We start from the raw sequence: 17707 nt of genomic DNA, 5'->3' as shown, positions 1-17707 counted from the left end.
GGCGGGTGACGCGGTAGAGCGGGGCGAAGGAGATCGCCCGTGGCCGCAGCCAACGTCATATGCATCAAGTGGGGCACGCTGTTCGGCCCCGAATACGTGAACCGCCTCTATTCCGGGGCGCGGCGGAACCTGTCGGGTGACGTGCGCTTTTTCTGCATGACCGAGCATCGGGAGGGCCTGCATCCGGGGGTGGAGGTTTTGGACCTGACGGAGGAGCCGTTCCAGGCGGAGATGGACGCAGCGCTGGCCGTCGCCAACCGGCAGGGCGCGATGCGCAAGGTCAGCCTGTTTCGCCCCGGCCTGATCCCCGATCTGCAGGGGCCGCTTCTGGGGTTCGACCTCGACGTGGTGGTCACCGGCGGGCTCGACGACCTGCTGCACCACGCGCCGGGCACCGTCGCGATGCGGGCTGACTGGGTGGAGGCGCGGCGCGGGCGGAAGACGGGGCATGGGTCTGTCTTCCGCTTCGATCCGGCGCTGCATGGCTGGCTCTACGAGGCGCTGGCCGCCGATCCCGCAGGTCAGGTGGCTCGGGCGCGGGGGTCGGAGCAGCGCTATACCTCCACGCTCGCGCAGGAGAGGGGGGCCTTTGCCTATCTTCCCGGCGACCAGGTGGTGAGCTTCAAGCACGGTTGCATGCGGCTGCCGCCGATGAACTACCTGACAGAGCCGCGCCTGCCGGAAAATGCTCGGGTGGTCTGTTTCCACGGCCGGCCGAAGATGAGCGAAGCGGTGGACGGCTACCACGGCTCGATCCTGCGCCATTCGCTGGCGTGCTCCTGGTTGCGGGAGCATTGGATCGACCGGGCGCGGGCGGATCTTGGCGCGCAGTGGGCCTAAGGGCCGTTCCCTGCGGGCGCCGGGGCCGCGTTCGGGGTGCATGCCTCCGGCATTGAGGCAGCGGCCGGTCGCTTCCCCGCCGGCCCGGTGAGCGGGGTGATTTGCTGAGAAGATGGAAAGGCGGCAGCGGAGCGCGCCGGGGGAACGTCGCGCGGGCGGTGGGTCAGCCGCCGGTGTGGCTCATGTGGCGTGGCATTTGCCCGGCGACTTCCTGGCGGGAATAGTCGAAGTCGTGGCCCTTGGGCTTCAGCCGGATGGCGGCGCGAATGGCGTCTTCCAGCGGCCCGGTGTGGCGGTCGCGGAGGGCGGGGCGCAAGTCCGCGCGGTCTTCCTGGCCGAGGCACATGTAGAGCTCGCCGGTGCAGGTCAGGCGCACGCGATTGCAGCTTTCGCAGAAGTTGTGCGAAAGCGGTGTGATGAAGCCGATCCGCTGGCTCGTTTCTTCCAGACGGACATAGCGGGCCGGGCCGCCGGTGCGATCCGGCAGGTCTGTCAGGGTGTAGCGCGTGGCCAGTTGGGCGCGCAGGTCGCTGAGGGGCCAGTACTGGTCGAGCCGGTCCTCCTCCCCCATGTCGCCCATGGGCATGACCTCGATAAAGGTGAGGTCCATGTCGCGGGAAGCGCACCAGTCTGTCAGCGTGAAGAGTTCGTCCTCGTTCAGGCCTTTGAGCGCCACGGTGTTGATCTTTACCCGCAAGCCCGCGGATTGGGCGGCGTCGATCCCGCGCATCACCTGGGCGAGGCGGCCCCAGCGGGTGATGCGGGCGAATTTTTCCTCGTCCAGCGTGTCGAGCGAGATGTTCACACGCCGGACGCCGAGCGCGGCGAGGTCCGGGGCGAAGCGGTGCAATTGGCTGCCGTTCGTCGTCAGCGTCAGTTCGTCGAGCGCGCCGCTTTCCAGGTGCCGGGCGGTGGCGCGGAAATAGGAGAGGATGTTGCGGCGCACGAGCGGTTCGCCGCCGGTGATGCGCAGCTTGCGCACGCCGAGGCGGATAAACGCGGTGGAGACGGTATCGAGCTCTTCCAAGGTCAGCAGGTCCCGCTTGGGCAGGAAGGTCATGTTTTCCGACATGCAGTAGTTGCAGCGGAAATCGCATCTGTCCGTGACCGATACCCGGAGGTAGGTCACGGCGCGCTGGAAGGGATCTATCAGGGGCGCCGTCATGACCGGCAGGCTACGCATGTGCGCGAATTGGAGCAAGCCCCCGATGAGCGGTTGTCACCTTCGTGAGCGCGGTGCAGGTTGCGGGCGCATATCGAAGAGGATCCGATGATGGCAACACGAGTTCTGATGGCGGCGATGGTGCTTGGGGTGGCCGGGTGCGCGCAGATCGGAGCGCCATTCCGGGCCGATGCGCCGAAAGCGGTGCAGGAGGCGCCGGAGGGCCCGGCACCGGGCACCGAGCAGGCGCCGCCGCCGAAGTCCGCCGTCACGGTCGAGCAGTTCGACACGACGACGGCGGAAGAGCGGGCTGCTGCTGCGGCGCCGGTGGAAGACGGTGAGAAACGGCTGGGCACGACGATCGCGTCGCTGGGCGATCCCGCCGATCCCGGGTTCTGGGCTGAGACGGGGATGGTGGATTCGGTGATCCAGGGGCGGTTGGAGAACCCGGCAAACGGCAAGTCGGTGAAGGTGGAGTTGCGCCCGTCGGGCGGGGCGGCCGGGTCCGGCACGCGCGTCAGCTTGCCGGCGCTGCGGGTGCTGGAGGCGCCGCTGACGTCTTTGCCTGAATTGGTGGTTTTCGGGGGCTGACGGCGGACGGCCGGCGGTCGGCGCGGCCGCTTACATGGAGAAGCTGGTGCCGCAGCCGCAGGAGGAGGTGGCGTTGGGGTTTTCCACCACGAAGCGGGCGCCGATCAGCTCCTCGGTGAAATCGATCGTCGCGTTTTCCAGGAACGGCAGGGAGACGGGGTCGACCACCACGGTCTGGCCCTGACCCTGAAGCACGAGGTCGTCCTGCGCCGGCTCGTCGAGGGTGATCTCGTACTGGAAGCCCGAGCAGCCGCCGCCTTCCACCGCGACGCGCAGCGCCTTGGGGGCTGCCTCGATCTCGGCCAGGCGGGCAAAGGCACGGTCGGTGACTTTGGGGGGGAGGGACAGGTCCATCGGTCGTTTTCCTGAAATCTTCCTGAAATCCACGTCGTATTCCGGTCTCATCCGAGATATATGCGGGCCGGACCGGCCCAACAAGGACTACCATGGAACTGGCACCCTATGCCTGCGATCCCGCCGAGAGCCGCGGGCGCCTGTACACGGAGGCGATCAGCACGTTCCGCTCCCCGTTCCAGCGCGACCGCGACCGGATCATTCACTCCTCGGCCTTTCGCCGGTTGAAGCACAAGACCCAGGTGTTCGTGGAGCATGAGGGGGACCACTTCCGCACCCGGCTGACCCATTCCATCGAGGTGGCGCAGGTGGCCCGTACCATTGCGGGCGCGCTCGGGCTGAACGGGGAACTGACGGAAGCGGTGGCTTTGGCGCACGACCTGGGCCACACGCCCTTTGGCCACACCGGGGAAGATGCGCTGGCGGCGTTGATGGCGCCTTTCGGCGGGTTCGATCACAATGCGCAGGCGATCCGGATCGTGACCTCGCTGGAGCGGCACTATGCGGGGTTCGATGGCCTGAACCTGACGTGGGAGACGCTGGAGGGGATTGCGAAGCACAACGGGCCGGTGGAGGGGCCGTTGCCGTATGGGTTGGCGGAGTACAACGCGCGGCACGACCTGGAACTGCACACCCACGCCAGCGCGGAGGCGCAGGTGGCGGCGCTGGCCGACGATATTGCCTACAACAACCACGACCTGATGGACGGACTGCGGGCGGGGCTGTTCACCGATGACGAGGTTGCGGACTTGCCCATCGTGGAGGGGGCCTATGCCGAGGTGGACCGCTGCTGGCCAGGGCTGGACGCGCAGCGGCGCAGGCACGAGGCGCTGAGGCGGGTCTTTGGCGTGATGGTGACGGATGTGATCGGCACGGCGCGGGCGCGGCTGGCGAAGGCGGCGCCGGCGAATGCGCAGGCGGTGCGCGACCTCGGGCGGCCGGTGGTGCGCTTTTCGGACGAGGTCTGGCGGCAACTGCGGGAGATTCAGGCGTTCCTGTTCTCGCGGATGTACCGCGCGCCGGAAGTGGTGGAAGAGCGCGAGCGGGTGACCCGGGTGATCGAGGATCTGTTTCCGCTCTACATGCGGCGGACGGACCTGCTGCCGGCGGAATGGCGGGAGGATGTGGCGCGCGCGGAGGGGGCGCCCGAGCTGGCGCGGATCGTTGCCGATTACATCGCCGGGATGACCGACCGCTTCGCGTTGCAACAGCATGCGCGGCTGCTGGGATAGGTCCGGTTGCCAATCGGCGCGCCTGCGGCGCATTCCCCTTGAGCCCTTCGGGCGGTGGGCGCCTGTGGTGGCTGTTGCGAAAGGTGTCGATACGTCTGGCGTGCTGGGTGCGGGCACGGTCTCTCCGGCCTGCGCGAACATGTCGACGGTCGCGTGTCGGGCGATAAGTGACATGCCATCACGAATTCGGTCCGGTTCTCGGTTGACCATCTGGAAGATATGGAATTTATTTTCCATGTCCGTGTCGAGAGGATCGCCGGGCAGGCTCGCTCGCAGAGTGGAGGACCCAGCCAATGCCGGACATGCCCGCCCCGCAGTCCATCGAGGCGTTTCACGAGCGTCTGAACGAGGTGTCCGACACCCTGCCGAAGCGGTTGAAGCAATGTGCCGAGTATTTCGCGGTGCACAGCGATCGGATCGCGCTTTCCACGGTCTCCGAGGTCTCGGCCGCGGCGGGGGTGCAGCCGTCGGCCCTGATCCGCTTCTGCCAGATCCTCGGATTTTCCGGCTATAGCGAGCTGCAGAAGCTGTTCCGCACGTCCTACGCACCCACTTTGCCCGACTACGAAACGCGGTTGCAGAACCTGCGGGAGCGGGGGGCGGCGAGCCCTTCGGCGATGCTGGCGGAATTCGTGGATGCGGGGCGGATGTCGTTGGAGAAGATCACGACGACCGTGGACCCGCGTATTCTGGACCAGGCGGTGGCCGCGCTGGCCAAGGCCAACATGATCCATATCATTGGCCTGAAACGATCCTTTCCCGTCTCGTCCTACCTCGCCTATGCCTTTGACAAGATGCACATTCCGGCGATGTTGCATGATGGGGTGGGCAAGCTGAGCCACCGTCATGCGATCCGCGAGGGCGACGCGCTGATCGCGATCACATTCGCCCCTTATACCGAGGAAACGCTCGAACTCGCGTCGGAATGCACGTCCAGGTCGGTGCCGGTGGTTGCGATCACCGATTCCGCTTCCGGGCCGCTGCATCGGGAGGGTGTGTTGCCGATCCGGGTGGCAGAGGCCACGTTCGGCGCGTTCCGCTCGTTGTCGGCCACACTGTCGCTCGCCCTGGCGCTTGCCGTCGCGGTGGGGACCGCGCGGGACGACGCATGATGGAATATAGGGTCTATCCAGGACAGTCTCCGACTTGACATTCCGTCATGTGGTTCCAGGTTTGAGATGAGGCGAGTGCGCCGCCTGCGTTGCGCGGCGCAGTGATCCGTACGCATCGGCGAAGGATGGCGGCGACCTAGCATCTCGCCGGCCGGCGGGCGGTCAGGTGGCTTGGAGTGGGCCGGCGCCCGGGTCCTTTTGATACCAGACGGTGAGGTGCGGCTGCGGGCCAGTGCGCGGTATGTCGGGTAGCTGCCTGCGGCTGGAAACGTTTGCGCCGCAAATAGTTTAAATGGAATGAATAATTCATTTTTCGGAGCCGGGACTATTGGTTGCTTGCGGAGATGGGGAGTCGGGCTCCGAGCGGGAAATGAGGGCGCCCCGCTGTCGAGCATGGTGCCGTGCGGCGTGGCGCCGAATGGTTCCGGATGGCGCGATGGGGTGGGGCGAAGGCTTGGGTTCGCAAGGGGCCTTGGCCGGGGTGTCATGACGTTTGGGCGCGTGGGATCTGGGGCGTTGGGGGGGCGGTAGTGCGGGTATCGGCCGAAATTTCATCAGGATAACAGGCTGTCGCTTGCCGGTTGCCTTCAGGAACAAAAGTCTGGCCGGCTGTTTGGGCGGCGCAGGCGGGTCGCTTCGGTGGGTGTCCGGGTTGGGTCGCGGGCGGGAGGCGGCTGCTTGCCACTGCCGGGCGGTGCCGACCGAAGCGGACGCGCTTTCGTCGCCGTCTTGGCCCGGTCGGCATCGGGCTGGCGACGGGCGTGCAGGGCGGCGAGAGGGAGGCAGGGCGCCCGGTATCGGAGGTGGCAAACAGCCCCAGTTGGCGTGAAAATGTGTTGCACACGGCGGGCACTTATGGAATGTATTTTCTGAAATGACATTTCGTGGGCCGGCGTTCTAAAGGATGCGGCTGGCGGTTTGTTCGAGCCGGGACGGGGTTTCGCAGAATGCTGCGCCGGGCGGCTGAGGGGGGTACTATGTGCATGTTCGATCGTCTGCCGAACCGGCGACCCGGTCCCCGCTACGAGGGGAGCGCGCGTGGTCCGGCGGCTCGAGGTGCGCGCGGCTGTGGGGCGGGCAGGCAGCGCGTTGAGATGCCGAGGAGACGTTCGCGACGGGCGTAAGGGGTGCAGCGCGGCCGGGAAGCCACCGGGGCGCGGGATCCTGAACGGCGCTGGCGACCGATAAACTGGAGAAAACGATGGCGAAACCTTTGGACGTGATCACGATCGGCCGGGCCGGGGTCGACTTGTACGGAGCGCAGATTGGTGGGCGGCTGGAGGACATGCGGTCCTTCGACAAGTACATCGGGGGCTCTCCCACGAACACGGCCTGCGGGGCGGCGCGCCTTGGTCTGAAGTCGGCGGTGATCACGCGCGTGGGCGACGAGCACATGGGGCGGTTCATCCGCGAGCAACTGGTGCGCGAGGGCGTCGACGTGCGCGGGGTGAAGACGGACCCGGAGCGGCTGACGGCGTTGGTGCTTCTGGGCATCCGCGACCAGGAGCAGTTCCCGCTGATCTTCTATCGCGACAACTGCGCGGACATGGCGCTCTGCGAGGACGACATCGACCCGGCGTTCATCGCTCAATCCCGCGCCGTCGTCGCCTCCGGCACGCACCTCAGCCACCCGCAGACGACCGCGGCGACGCTCAAGGCGCTTCGCCTGGCGCGGGAGAACGGTGCCCAGACGGCGCTGGACATCGACTACCGGCCGAACCTCTGGGGCCTTGCCGGGCATGGCGCGGGTGAGGAGCGGTTCATCGAATCGCAACAGGTGACGGCGAAGCTGCAGGAGCATCTGCATTACTTCGACCTGATCGTGGGCACGGAGGAGGAGTTCCACATCGCCGGTGGCTCGACCGACACGGTGGAGGCGCTACGGGCCGTGCGCAAGGTGTCGGACGCCGCGCTCGTCTGCAAGCGGGGCGCGAAGGGGGCGACGGCCTTCGTGGGGAATATTCCTGACGATCTGGATGAGGGGCAGTCCGGCCCGGGGTTCCCGATCGAGGTGTTCAACGTGCTGGGCGCGGGCGACGGTTTCATGGGCGGGCTGCTGAAGGGCTGGCTCGACGGCGAGGACTGGCCGACCGCGATCAAGTACGCCAATGCCTGCGGCGCCTTCGCGGTGAGCCGGCATGGCTGCACGCCGGCCTATCCGTCGTGGGAGGAGCTGCAGTTCTTCTTTGACCGGGGCGTCGTGCGGCCGGACCTGCGGAACGACGCGGAACTGGAGCAGGTGCACTGGGCGACCAACCGGCAGCGCAACCGGAACGGGGGCGACTGGTCCACGATGCGGGTGTTCGCCTTCGACCACCGGATCCAGATGGAAGATTTGGACGGGGCGACGCCGGAGAAGATCGGGGCGTTCAAGGAGCTGTGCCTGAAGGCGGCGCTGCAGGTGAAGGGCGAGAACAGCGGCTACGGTATCTTGTGCGACGGACGGCTGGGGCGCGAGGCGCTGTATCGGGCCGAGGGAACCGGCCTCTGGATCGGCCGGCCGGTGGAGTGGCCGGGCTCGCGGCCGCTGATGCTGGAGCCGCAGCTTGGCCCGGACCTCGGTGGCCTGACGGAATGGCCGCAGGATCAGGTGGTGAAGTGCCTGTGCTTCTGCCATCCCGACGACGATGCGGAGACCTGGGCGGAGCAGGAGGCGACGGTGCTGCGGTTGTTCCACGCGACGCGGCGCAACCGGCTGGAGTTCCTGCTGGAGGTGATCCCGTCGAAGGTCGGCCCGGTGGAGGACGACACGACCGCGAAGTTGATCCAGCGGTTCTATGACATCGGGGTCTCTCCCGACTGGTGGAAGCTGGAACCCTTCGAGAGCGAAGGCGCCTGGGCAGCGTCCGTGGAAGCGATCGAGCGCAACGACCCGCGGACCCGCGGCGTTGTGGTTCTGGGGCTGGATGCCTCGGAAGAGTCCCTTGCCGCGTCGTTCGAGCTGGCGGCGAGGCAGCCGCTGGTCAAAGGCTTCGCGGTGGGGCGGACGATATTCGGCGAGGCCGCGCGGGCCTGGATGAAGGGCGAGCTTTCGGACGAGGCCGCGGTGGCGCAAATGAGCGAGCGCTTCGAGCGGCTCTGCGGGGTCTGGAACAGGGCGCGCGCAGCAGCAGCGGTCTGACGGATCGCGGAAACATGGCGCCCGCCGTCGCGCGGCGGGCCGAAAGAACAGAGCGGACATGCGGGAGGAAATGACATGAAGACGATCCGGCTGACGGCGGCGCAGGCGATGGTTCGGTGGCTGAGTGTTCAGATGACCGAGGACGGGGAGCGCTTCATCGAGGGGGTGTGGGCGATTTTCGGCCACGGCAACGTGGCGGGCCTTGGCGAGGCTTTGCACGGGATCGGCGATGCATTCCCGACGTGGCGGGGTCAGAACGAGCAGACGATGTGCCATACCGCCATCGCCTATGCCAAGACGATGCAGCGGAGGCGGGCGCACGCGGTGACCTCCTCCATCGGGCCGGGGGCGACCAACATGGTGACGGCGGCAGCGCTGGCGCATGTGAACCGCCTGCCGGTCCTTATCATTCCGGGCGACATCTTCGCCAACCGCCGCCCCGACCCGGTGTTGCAGCAGATCGAGGATTTCGACGACGGCACGATCAGCGCCAACGACTGCTTCAAGCCGGTCACGCGCTATTTCGACCGGATCACCCGGCCCGAGCATCTGCTGACCTGCCTGCCGCGGGCGCTTGCGGTGATGACGGACCCGGCGAACTGCGGGCCGGTCTGCCTGGCCTTCTGTCAGGATGTGCAGGCGGAGGCCTACGACTATCCGGAGAGCTTCTTCGCGCCGAAGGTCTGGCGCATCCGGCGGCCTGAGCCCGACCCGCGCGAGGTGGCCGACGTGGTGGCGGCGATCAAGGCGGCGAAGCGGCCGATGATCGTCTCCGGCGGGGGCGTGCTCTATTCCGGCGCGGAGGAGACGCTGGCGCGGTTCGCCGAGACCCACAACATCCCGTTCGTGGAGACCCAGGCGGGCAAGGGCGGCCTGAGCTACGAGGACGCGCGCAACTTCGGCTCGCCCGGCGTGACTGGCTCGGCCTGCGCCAACGATCTGGCGGCGGAGGCCGATCTGGTGATCGGGGTGGGCACGCGGTTCCAGGACTTCACCACCGGCTCCTGGACGGTCTTCAGCGGCAGTGACCGGCAGCTCGTGTCGATCAACATGCACGGCTACGACGCCACCAAGCACTACGCGATCCCCTGCGTGGGCGACGCGAAGTCGACGCTGGAGCGGATCTCGGCCGGGCTTGGCGACACCCGCTTCGACTGGCACGACCCGGCGGCGCGGGAGGCGTGGCACGAGACGGTGCGCACGGTGACCGCCATGCCGAACCACGAGGGGCTGCCGAGCGATGCGCAGGTGATCGGCGCGGTTCAGCGGCAAGCGCAGGAGAATACCGTGGCGATGTGCGCCGCAGGCACGATGCCGGGGGCGTTGCAGGTTTTGTGGCAGTCCGCGAAGGGCGGCTATCACATGGAATACGGCTATTCCTGCATGGGCTACGAGATTGCCGGTGCGATGGGGGTCAAGCTGGCGGCGCCGGAGAAGGAGGTGATCTGCTTCATCGGCGACGGCTCCTACATGATGGCGAACTCGGAGCTGGCGACGGCGGTGATGCGCCGCGTGCCTTTCACCGTGGTGCTGACCGACAACCGGGGCTTCGGCTGCATCAACCGGCTGCAGGTCGCCAGCGGCGGGGCGGAGTTCAACAACCTGTACAAGGACGCCAACGTCGAGGTTCAGCCGGAGATCGACTTCGTCGCCCATGCCGCATCCATGGGGGCGCATGCCGAGAAAGCCGCGGACATTGCGGACCTGGAGGCGAAGATCGCGGCGGCGCGCGGGCGGGACATCCCGTCGGTGATCGTGATCGACACCGAGGCGGTGTCCGGCACCGGCGCGGGCGGCCATTGGTGGCAAGTCGCGGTGCCTCAGGTGGGCGGCCCGGAGCGGCTGGAGAAGGCCCGGGCGGAGTACAACGAGAACGTCGCCAAGCAGCACATCTTTAACTGAGGGGTGCCGCGGCTGACGGCCGGCACTCCGAGGAAGACAGACCAGGACAAGACCAGCCAGGAGGGCAAACATGATCCTGTACGGCACCAACCCGATCGCATGGTCGAACGACGACGACTGGTCGATCGGCGACCACCTGAGCCTGGACGACTGCCTGTCGGACTGCCGGGCAATCGGCTTCGACGGCATCGAAAAGGGGCACAAGATGCCCGATGAGGGCGGCGCGCTGAAGGCGAAGCTCGCCGAATACGGCCTGCGGTTCGCGGCCGGCTGGTTCTCCACCAACATCCTCGTCAACGACATCGAGGCGGAGAAGACCGCGCTCAAGGCGTGGATCGACTTCACCAAGGCCGCCGGCGGCGACCACATCAACGCCTGCGAGTGCTCCAACACGGTGCATGGTAATGACGCGGTGGCCGTGAACGACCGCCCGATTATGAGCGACGCCGAGTGGGAGCGGTTCTCCAAGGGGTACGAGGCGCTGTCGGCCTTCGCGGCCGATGAGGGCGTGAAGATGGGCTACCATCACCACATGGGTACGATCATCGAAAGCGCCGCCGACATCGACCGGTTCATGGAAATGGCCGGCCCGCACACGCGGCTGCTGCTCGACACCGGCCATGCGTGGTTCGGCGGCGCCGATCCGGCCGAGGTGGCCCGCAAGTACATGGATAAGGTGAGCCACATTCACTGTAAGAACGTGCGTCCGCCGATCGCCAAGCAGGTCCGCGACGAGAACCTCTCCTTCCTTGAGGGTGTGCGGCGCGGGGCCTTCACCGTGCCGGGCGACGCGGAGGGCTGCGTGGATTTCGAGCCGGTGCTGAAGATTGCGGCCGACGCGGGCTATTCCGGCTGGATCGTGATCGAGGCCGAGCAGGACAGCGCGGTGCGCAATCCGCTTGAATACCAGTCCCTCGGGCTGAAGACGTTGAAGGACGTCGCCGAAAAGGTCGGCCTGAGCTGACCGGATCTGGCCGGCGCGCTCTTCCGCTGCGCCGGCCAGCCCTTGACCGCCCCGCCGGTGCCGCGCCAGCGTTCGCGCGGCCACACCGGCTCGACACGCCAGACTCAGGAGGACCCCATGAGCCATCTTCTCCACACCCCCTTCGGCACCCACGGCAAGGTGCACGAGATCACGCCGCAATCGGCCGGCTGGCGCTATGTCGGATTCTCGCTCTACCGGCTGCGGGCGGGCGAGAGCGTGGGAGAGGCGACCGGCGCGCGGGAGGTGATCCTGGTGATGGTCGAGGGCAAGGCGCGCCTCACCGGTGCCGATCAGGACTGGGGCGTGCTGGGTGAGCGAATGGACGTGTTCGAGAAGACGCCGCCGCATTGCCTCTACCTGCCCAACGACACCGCGTGGGAGGCGACGGCGGAGACCGACTGCGTGCTCGCGGTCTGCTCCGCGCCGGGCCATTCCGGCCACGCTGCGCGGCGGATCGGCCCTGACGGGATCTCGCTGACGGAACGAGGCAAGGGGACCAACACACGCTACATCAACAATATCGCGATGGAGGGCGAGGACTACTGCGACTCGCTTCTGGTGACGGAGGTGTTCACGCCGGCGGGGCACTGGTCCTCCTATCCGTCCCACCGGCACGACGAGGACGACTATCCGCGCATCACCTATCTTGAAGAGACGTACTATCACCGCCTGAACCCGGGCGACGGCTTCGGCATCCAGCGCGTCTACACCGACGACCTGCAACTGAACGAGACGATGGCGGTGTCGGATGGCGACGTCGTCTGCGTGCCGCGTGGGCATCACCCCTGCGGCGCGCCCTATGGGTTTGAGATGTACTACCTCAACGTCATGGCAGGCCCCCTGCGCAAATGGCGCTTCGTTCCCGCCCCGCAGGTTCAGTGGATCATGGACAGGGACGCCTGACGGCCTCCAAGTGGGTTGACCGCGCGGGGGCCGTGGCAGGCGCCCGCGACCGCTGTCGGTTGCAGCGACCGGGATTGGCTTTGGGGCTGCTTCGGCCGCCGCCGCTCTGCGCGCGTGGGCCGGGCGTTTGTATTTTGGCGTTGCCGGCCCCCTCTGACAGGGATTTGCCCATGCGCGGAGCCCGCCCGGCGCCGGTGGCGTGGCAATGACCGAACATGCCGCTTGCCGATTCCGAATAGGTTCAAAACGGTCTGAGTCCGCAGATATCGAGCAATCATTCAACTTAAGGTTGAAAAACCACCGTCCTTTGAGGACGCGGGAGCGCTTCAGCTCTGACACTTTTGGGGAAGCTGGCCGAGATATCGGCGGCTGTCATCAGTTGCCGGATTACGGCATGAACCCTGGAGGGAAAGAATGAAGACCTACCTGCTGAAGACGATCAAGCGCTTCTCCAAAGACGAAAAAGGCGTGACCCTTGTCGAGTATGGCATCGCGCTGATCCTGGCCGTCGGCCTTGGCGCCGCAGCCCTTACCGACCTCTCCGCCGAAGTCGATGGCAAGATGGGCGAGGCCGAACTTGCGATGGGCAACAAGGTAGCGGACGGCTGATCCGGGGTCGGCCGATCTGAACCTGTTATCCGCTCATGTGCCGCGGCCGTTGGCTGGCCGCGGCACACCTTGCCCAAGCCGAAGGCAGCTTGCTCCTGAACAGCAATTCGACTGCACAGGCTGGTAACGACCGAATTCAAAGGACCCCCACCATGCGTATGAGCGCCATCCTGACGACACTCGTGGGCCTCGCCGTTGCGGGCGGGTCCGCCTATCTTGCCCGTGACTATGTCGAGCGGAGCAAGGCCTCCGCCAGCGTCTCTGAAGAGGCCGAACTTGTGAGCGTGCTCGTCGCACGCTCGGACATCGCCCTTGGCCAGGCCATTGAGGCGCATCTGCTGGAAACGATCGCCTGGCCGCGGGACTCCGTTCCCGGCGGCGTCTACACCGACCGCGGCGAACTCCTGGCCCCGCAAGGCCAGCACCCGCGTCGCGCAAAGCGGGCGATCTCGCAGGGCGAACTCATCATGAAATCCAAGGTCTCGGAGTACGGCGAGAAGGTCACCATCGGCCAGACGCTTGGCCCGAACCTGCGCGCCATGGCGATCAAGGTCTCCGCCGAAACCGCCGTCGGCGGCTTTGTCACGCCGGGCGATTCCGTTGACGTGGTGTTGACGCAGGGCAACCGCGAAGAGCTTCGCGCGGTGACGATCCTGCAGAACATCCGTGTGATCGGCGTCGACCAGGATGCGGACGAGCACGCCGATACGCCCGAAGTGGCGCGCACCGTGACCGTCGCCGTGACCCCCGAGCAGAGCCAGCGGCTCGCGCTCGCCCAGAGGGCCGGCACGCTGAGCCTGACGCTGCGCAACTTCGAGGCGGCGGAGACCCAGCAGCTCGACCTGATCAAACTGAGCGACATCCTCATTGACGCCCCGCTGGAGGACAAGGTCTCCCGCACTGTCCTGGTCCGCCGGGGCAACACGACGGAGATCCAGGAACTGCGCTGAGGCGCGGGTTCCGGGAGGATCGCCATGACACCGCTCCGCACCATACGGGATCTGCGCAAGGCCGAGGAGGGGACCATCCTCGTCTTCTGGGCCATGTGCCTGGGGATGTTCCTCGGTATCGTGGCGCTCTCGTTCGACCTGGGGCGGGTCGGGATCACGCAGACGGAACTGCAGGCTTACGCCGACAACGTCGCCCTCGCCGCGGCGGGGGAACTTGACGGGCGGGACGACTCGATCATTCGCGCCCGCGCGGCGGCGGCGACCCTCATCACGGACTGGCAGTCCTTCGGCAGCGAGGGCAATGTTCTCGCCGGCTCCGACGATTACACGCTGACCTTTTTCCGGACGCTCCCGGATAACGACACCGACGCGCTGACCGACGTCACGACCGACCCGCGAAAGGCCGCCTACGTACGCGCCACGGCCACGGCCAACACGGTCGACATGACGTTTGCCGCGGCCTTCGCCGGGCTGACCGGGCATGAGGATCGCGATGTCGTCGTCAACGCGTCGGCCGTCGCCGGGTTCACCCAATACGCCTGCGACATCACCCCATTGATGTTCTGCCTGCCGAATGCGGACTACACGGCCGACGCGCACATCGGCGACATGATCCTGTTGCGGTCCGGCGGGAACGGCGCGGCCTGGGGGCCGGGCGATTTCGGGTTCCTCGATCCGGCGAAGATCAAGGTCGACCCCAACGGGCCGTGCGCGGGCCTGAACGGCCAGAAGCTGGACTCCTGCCTGATGGGGGCGATCGGCAGCATCACCCAGTGCTTCGCGCAGAACGGCGTGGACATCGAGCCGGGCCAGAAGGTCGGCATCGAGGATGCGATGTTCAACGTCCGTTTCGACATCTTCAAGGCGACGATGAATGGCGCGAAGAACGATCCGGATTACGCGCCGGCGCCGAATGTCATCAAGGGGATCGTGCCGAAGAACGGCAACGGCGCCTGCATCGGCAACAGCGAGGAGGCGTCGCCGGATACCGTCGGTCTGCCCCGGGACACCTGCTTCGCCTCTGGCACCTGCACCCGGTTCGGCGATGGAAATTGGTCGCGCACCGAATACGTGGCGAAGAACTACGGTGGCGTCGATCCCCATCCCTCCGCGACGACGCGCTTCGCCTACTACAAGGCAGAGATCGCCGCGGCGGAGGCACGGGGCGCGGGGTCCGACATTCTGTCGGGGCTGTCCGAGACCGGCCGGCCGCAGTGCTCCAACCAGATGGCCGCCAGCGCGAACCGGCGCGTGGTGGTTGCCGCCGGTATCGATTGCACGACTTACGGCATTGGCGGGGCGGCGAAGGGCGTGCCGGTGGAGGAATTCTTCGAGATCTTCCTGACCGAGCCGGTGGGCGACGACGGGAATTCGCCGCCGACGCTGGATCTCTGGGGCGAGATCGTTGGCTCGGCCAGCAACGACGGTGGCGGCAGCGCCACCACGGCATCCTTCCGCGATGTCGTGCAGTTGTACCGGTGAGCGCCATGACGAACCGGTTCCGCCATATCCCCCAGACCCTCCGGCGCTTCGCCCGTGGCGAGGACGGGGCACAGCTTGTCGAGTTCGCGCTGATCCTGCCGATGATGCTGCTGGTGTTCGCGGTGATCGTGGAGGGCGGCCGGCTCATGTGGTCCTTTCAAGCCGCGAATGCCGGGGTGAGGGACGCCACGCGCTACCTGGCCCGTGTCGCGCCGTCGAACATCTGCGACACCATGGACTCCATCGGCACCTACGTTTCGGCAAGCGACCTTGCGACCATCGTCGAGAAGCGATCGGCCTCAGGACGGTTCTTCGGAACCAAGCTCGTCGAGATCCTGTCCGCCCAGCCGTCTTATGCCTGCTTCGACGGCACCGAGGGCGACACGGCAGTCACGTATCGCGTGCCGGTCGTGGGCGTGGCGGAGGTGACGGCGACGGTGCAGGTTACGTTCCCCTTCGCCGGCCTGTTCGAACTGGCCGGTGGACAGCGCGCGACGTTCACGAAGACCGTGACCGACCAGAGCCGGATCTTCGGCACATGACCCGCGCGCGCACATATCTCGCGACCCGCGGGCGCCTCACCGGCTTCTGGCGGGAGGAGAACGGCACGACGCTGGTCGAATTCGCGCTGGTGCTGTCCCTGTTCCTGCTCCTGATCTTCGGGCTGATCGACTTCGGCCGGCTGGCCTATCACTATGTGACGGTCGAGAAGGCGATCAACCTTGCCGCCCGGATCGCTGTGGTTCGCCCGCCGGCCTGCGCGACGCCGGCGGATTTCTGGATCTACGAAGTCGATCCCAACAACGCCGATGTGCCGCCGCCGGAATTCGGCGCCCATTGCCAGACGAACGTGTGCAAGGCCAAGCCGACCCTGTCGTGCACCGGCGACGCAGCGGCCGCGCCCGGCGACGCGAAGGACACTGTGGACGAGATCTGGACCGTGATGGACGGCCTGCTGCCGAGCGGGTCTGGACGGGAAAACCTGATGTTTTCCTATACGTTTGACGACAACCTCGGGTTTCTCGGCGGTCCGTGCGTGCTAATCGTTACGGTGGAGCTGCGGGACGTGCAGTTTGAATTCGTGTCGCCGCTGGGGGCGCTCGCCGGGATGGCGATGGGCACCGGCCCGACGGATCTGGGGGGCCAGACCAACAGCAACATGATCAATTTTCCAGCCCTGAGCGTGTCCTTGCCCGCCGAGGATCTCGCCCATGGCATGCCAGAGTAGTTTTAAGAGGGAGCCAGTTATGAAGGACCGCGAACATTCCGTCGCATTGGTCGGTTTCAGCGATCCGGCCGCAAGGGCGCTCGCTCAGGCGATCCGGGAAACGGAGGCATTCCGCGTCGAGGACGTTCCCTCGACCCTGTCTTCCATCAACGGGCATGCCGTCGACCTGGCGAAGTCCCATGGCGTCATCATCTTCCGCACGGACACGAGCACCGGCAACGATGTGCCGGCGCTGAAGTCCATCCGCGCGATCACCCCGGGCAAGTCCCGGATCATTGCGCTGACGGAGGGGTCTGCCTCGCTCCAGGCGGCGCATATCCTGGCGCGCGCCGGCGCGGACACGGTTCTGCCCGACACGGTCTCGGCGGAAGAACTCCGCGCCGTCATCAAGGAGTCTATCTCCGCCATCGCGAAGCCCGCGGAAGATGCACGTGCGCCCGGCCGCATCATTTCCGTCTCACAGGCGCGGGGTGGGATCGGCGCGACGACGGTCGCGGTGAACCTGGCCCACGCCCTGCTGCACCAAGAGGGCCGCCGGAAGAAGACCGCGAAGAACCGGGTGGCGCTGGTCGATCTGGACCTGCAGTTCGGCGCCGTCGCGGGCTTTCTGGACGTGCCGCGCAATGACAGCCTGTTCCAGATCGCGAAGGACTCGATGATCCCCGATGCGGTCTTCCTTGAGCAGTCCATGATCCGGCTGGAGTCCGGCCTCGCCGTTCTGCCCGCGCCCACGAGCCTCGTGCCGGTGGACGCCCTGCAGCCGGAGCAGGTTCGGGCGATCATGGAGACGCTGTCGACGGAATACGACTATGTCGTGGTCGACCTGCCGCGCACCCTGGTGGGCTGGATCGCGCCCGTGCTGGAAATGAGCGCCCGGATGCTGATGGTGACGGACACCGCCGTGCCCTCCATCCAGCAGGCCCGCCGGCTGATCGACTTCTACACCGAAGACCACCTCGGGCTCGCCGTCGACGTCATCGTCAACCGCGAGAAGCGTCCGATGTTCATGGGCCGCCACCATACGGAGGCCACCCACGTGCTCGAACGGCAATTCGCGGCCTGGCTGCCGGACGATAGGAAGGCCATGCGCGAAGCCATCGACCGCGGTGTGCCGCTCGCAGAGGCCGCGCGGCGCTCGCCGGTCACGAAAGCCATTACCAAACTCTGCCGGTCTCTCGAGACGGCATTCGAACAATCGTCGGTCTCCCGGAAGTCGGTCGGGTAAGGAGTTCAATA

The 17707-nt window shown here is 66.7% G+C and carries 16 protein-coding genes; 14 read left to right on the top strand and 2 right to left on the bottom strand.

The genetic code is table 11. The annotated features are described in order from the left end of the window. Positions 1-39: 39 nt before the first annotated feature. Complete coding sequence (locus BM075_RS06425) at positions 40-840, top strand: glycosyl transferase (RefSeq protein ID WP_093359816.1); 801 nt, start codon at positions 40-42, stop codon at positions 838-840. A 163-nt stretch (positions 841-1003) separates the two neighbouring features. Here the strand turns inward: BM075_RS06425 and moaA are convergent, their stop codons facing one another. Further along, on the bottom strand, positions 1004-2005 hold the full coding sequence (gene moaA, locus BM075_RS06420; protein WP_093359979.1) for a GTP 3',8-cyclase MoaA: 1002 nt from the start codon (positions 2003-2005) through the stop codon (positions 1004-1006). Positions 2006-2110: 105 nt separating this feature from the next. On the opposite strand from moaA, the gene BM075_RS06415 reads away from it, so the two are divergent. Next, positions 2111-2593 (top strand): D-galactarate dehydratase, encoded by a 483-nt coding sequence (locus tag BM075_RS06415; RefSeq protein WP_245758755.1) that lies wholly within the window; start codon positions 2111-2113, stop codon positions 2591-2593. Between the two features lie 30 nt (positions 2594-2623). Here the strand turns inward: BM075_RS06415 and BM075_RS06410 are convergent, their stop codons facing one another. After that, positions 2624-2941 carry a HesB/IscA family protein gene (locus BM075_RS06410; RefSeq protein ID WP_093359977.1) on the bottom strand — a complete coding sequence of 106 codons (318 nt, stop codon included), beginning with the start codon at positions 2939-2941 and terminating at the stop codon, positions 2624-2626. Between the two features lie 98 nt (positions 2942-3039). Here BM075_RS06410 and BM075_RS06405 point away from each other — a divergent pair, with 98 nt between their 5' ends. The 12 genes from BM075_RS06405 (at position 3040) to BM075_RS06350 (ending at position 17696) form a co-directional block, all read left to right on the top strand. Further along, positions 3040-4179, top strand: coding sequence for a deoxyguanosinetriphosphate triphosphohydrolase (locus tag BM075_RS06405; protein ID WP_093359815.1), 1140 nt, complete (start codon positions 3040-3042; stop codon positions 4177-4179). Between the two features lie 293 nt (positions 4180-4472). After that, positions 4473-5291: a MurR/RpiR family transcriptional regulator gene (locus BM075_RS06400; protein ID WP_093359814.1), complete on the top strand. Its 819-nt coding sequence runs from the start codon at positions 4473-4475 to the stop codon at positions 5289-5291. 1201 nt (positions 5292-6492) lie between these two features. After that, the gene (locus BM075_RS06395) at positions 6493-8412 is read left to right on the top strand and encodes a bifunctional 5-dehydro-2-deoxygluconokinase/5-dehydro-2-deoxyphosphogluconate aldolase (RefSeq protein ID WP_093359813.1); all 1920 of its coding nucleotides are present in this window, start codon (positions 6493-6495) and stop codon (positions 8410-8412) included. A 75-nt stretch (positions 8413-8487) separates the two neighbouring features. Next, positions 8488-10314 (top strand): 3D-(3,5/4)-trihydroxycyclohexane-1,2-dione acylhydrolase (decyclizing), encoded by a 1827-nt coding sequence (gene iolD / locus BM075_RS06390; protein ID WP_093359812.1) that lies wholly within the window; start codon positions 8488-8490, stop codon positions 10312-10314. Positions 10315-10384: 70 nt separating this feature from the next. Continuing rightward, a complete protein-coding gene (gene iolE, locus BM075_RS06385) occupies positions 10385-11278 on the top strand; it encodes a myo-inosose-2 dehydratase (protein ID WP_093359811.1) in 894 nt (297 codons plus the stop codon). Between the two features lie 117 nt (positions 11279-11395). Beyond that, the gene (gene iolB / locus BM075_RS06380) at positions 11396-12202 is read left to right on the top strand and encodes a 5-deoxy-glucuronate isomerase (protein WP_093359810.1); all 807 of its coding nucleotides are present in this window, start codon (positions 11396-11398) and stop codon (positions 12200-12202) included. Between the two features lie 414 nt (positions 12203-12616). Continuing rightward, entirely contained in the window at positions 12617-12811 is a 195-nt protein-coding gene (locus BM075_RS06375) for a Flp family type IVb pilin (protein WP_093359809.1), read from the top strand. Between the two features lie 152 nt (positions 12812-12963). Next, positions 12964-13761, top strand: a complete 798-nt coding sequence (cpaB, locus tag BM075_RS06370) for a Flp pilus assembly protein CpaB (protein WP_093359808.1) — start codon at positions 12964-12966, stop codon at positions 13759-13761. A 24-nt stretch (positions 13762-13785) separates the two neighbouring features. Beyond that, positions 13786-15243 carry a TadE/TadG family type IV pilus assembly protein gene (locus tag BM075_RS06365; RefSeq protein WP_093359807.1) on the top strand — a complete coding sequence of 486 codons (1458 nt, stop codon included), beginning with the start codon at positions 13786-13788 and terminating at the stop codon, positions 15241-15243. Between the two features lie 5 nt (positions 15244-15248). Continuing rightward, positions 15249-15785 (top strand): TadE/TadG family type IV pilus assembly protein, encoded by a 537-nt coding sequence (locus BM075_RS06360; RefSeq protein ID WP_093359806.1) that lies wholly within the window; start codon positions 15249-15251, stop codon positions 15783-15785. Beyond that, the gene (locus BM075_RS06355; RefSeq protein ID WP_093359805.1) at positions 15782-16471 is read left to right on the top strand and encodes a TadE/TadG family type IV pilus assembly protein; all 690 of its coding nucleotides are present in this window, start codon (positions 15782-15784) and stop codon (positions 16469-16471) included. The genes BM075_RS06360 and BM075_RS06355 overlap by 4 nt, the downstream gene beginning before the upstream one ends. A gap of 19 nt (positions 16472-16490) precedes the next feature. Continuing rightward, on the top strand, positions 16491-17696 hold the full coding sequence (locus tag BM075_RS06350) for a CpaE/TadZ family protein (protein WP_177208262.1): 1206 nt from the start codon (positions 16491-16493) through the stop codon (positions 17694-17696). Positions 17697-17707 lie beyond the last annotated feature (11 nt).

The organism is Tropicimonas isoalkanivorans (assembly GCF_900112335.1).
Taxonomy (GTDB): Bacteria; Pseudomonadota; Alphaproteobacteria; order Rhodobacterales; family Rhodobacteraceae; genus Tropicimonas; species Tropicimonas isoalkanivorans.
Note: the sequence above shows the minus strand (reverse complement) of the source record. Positions and strands in the feature narration are given on the sequence as shown.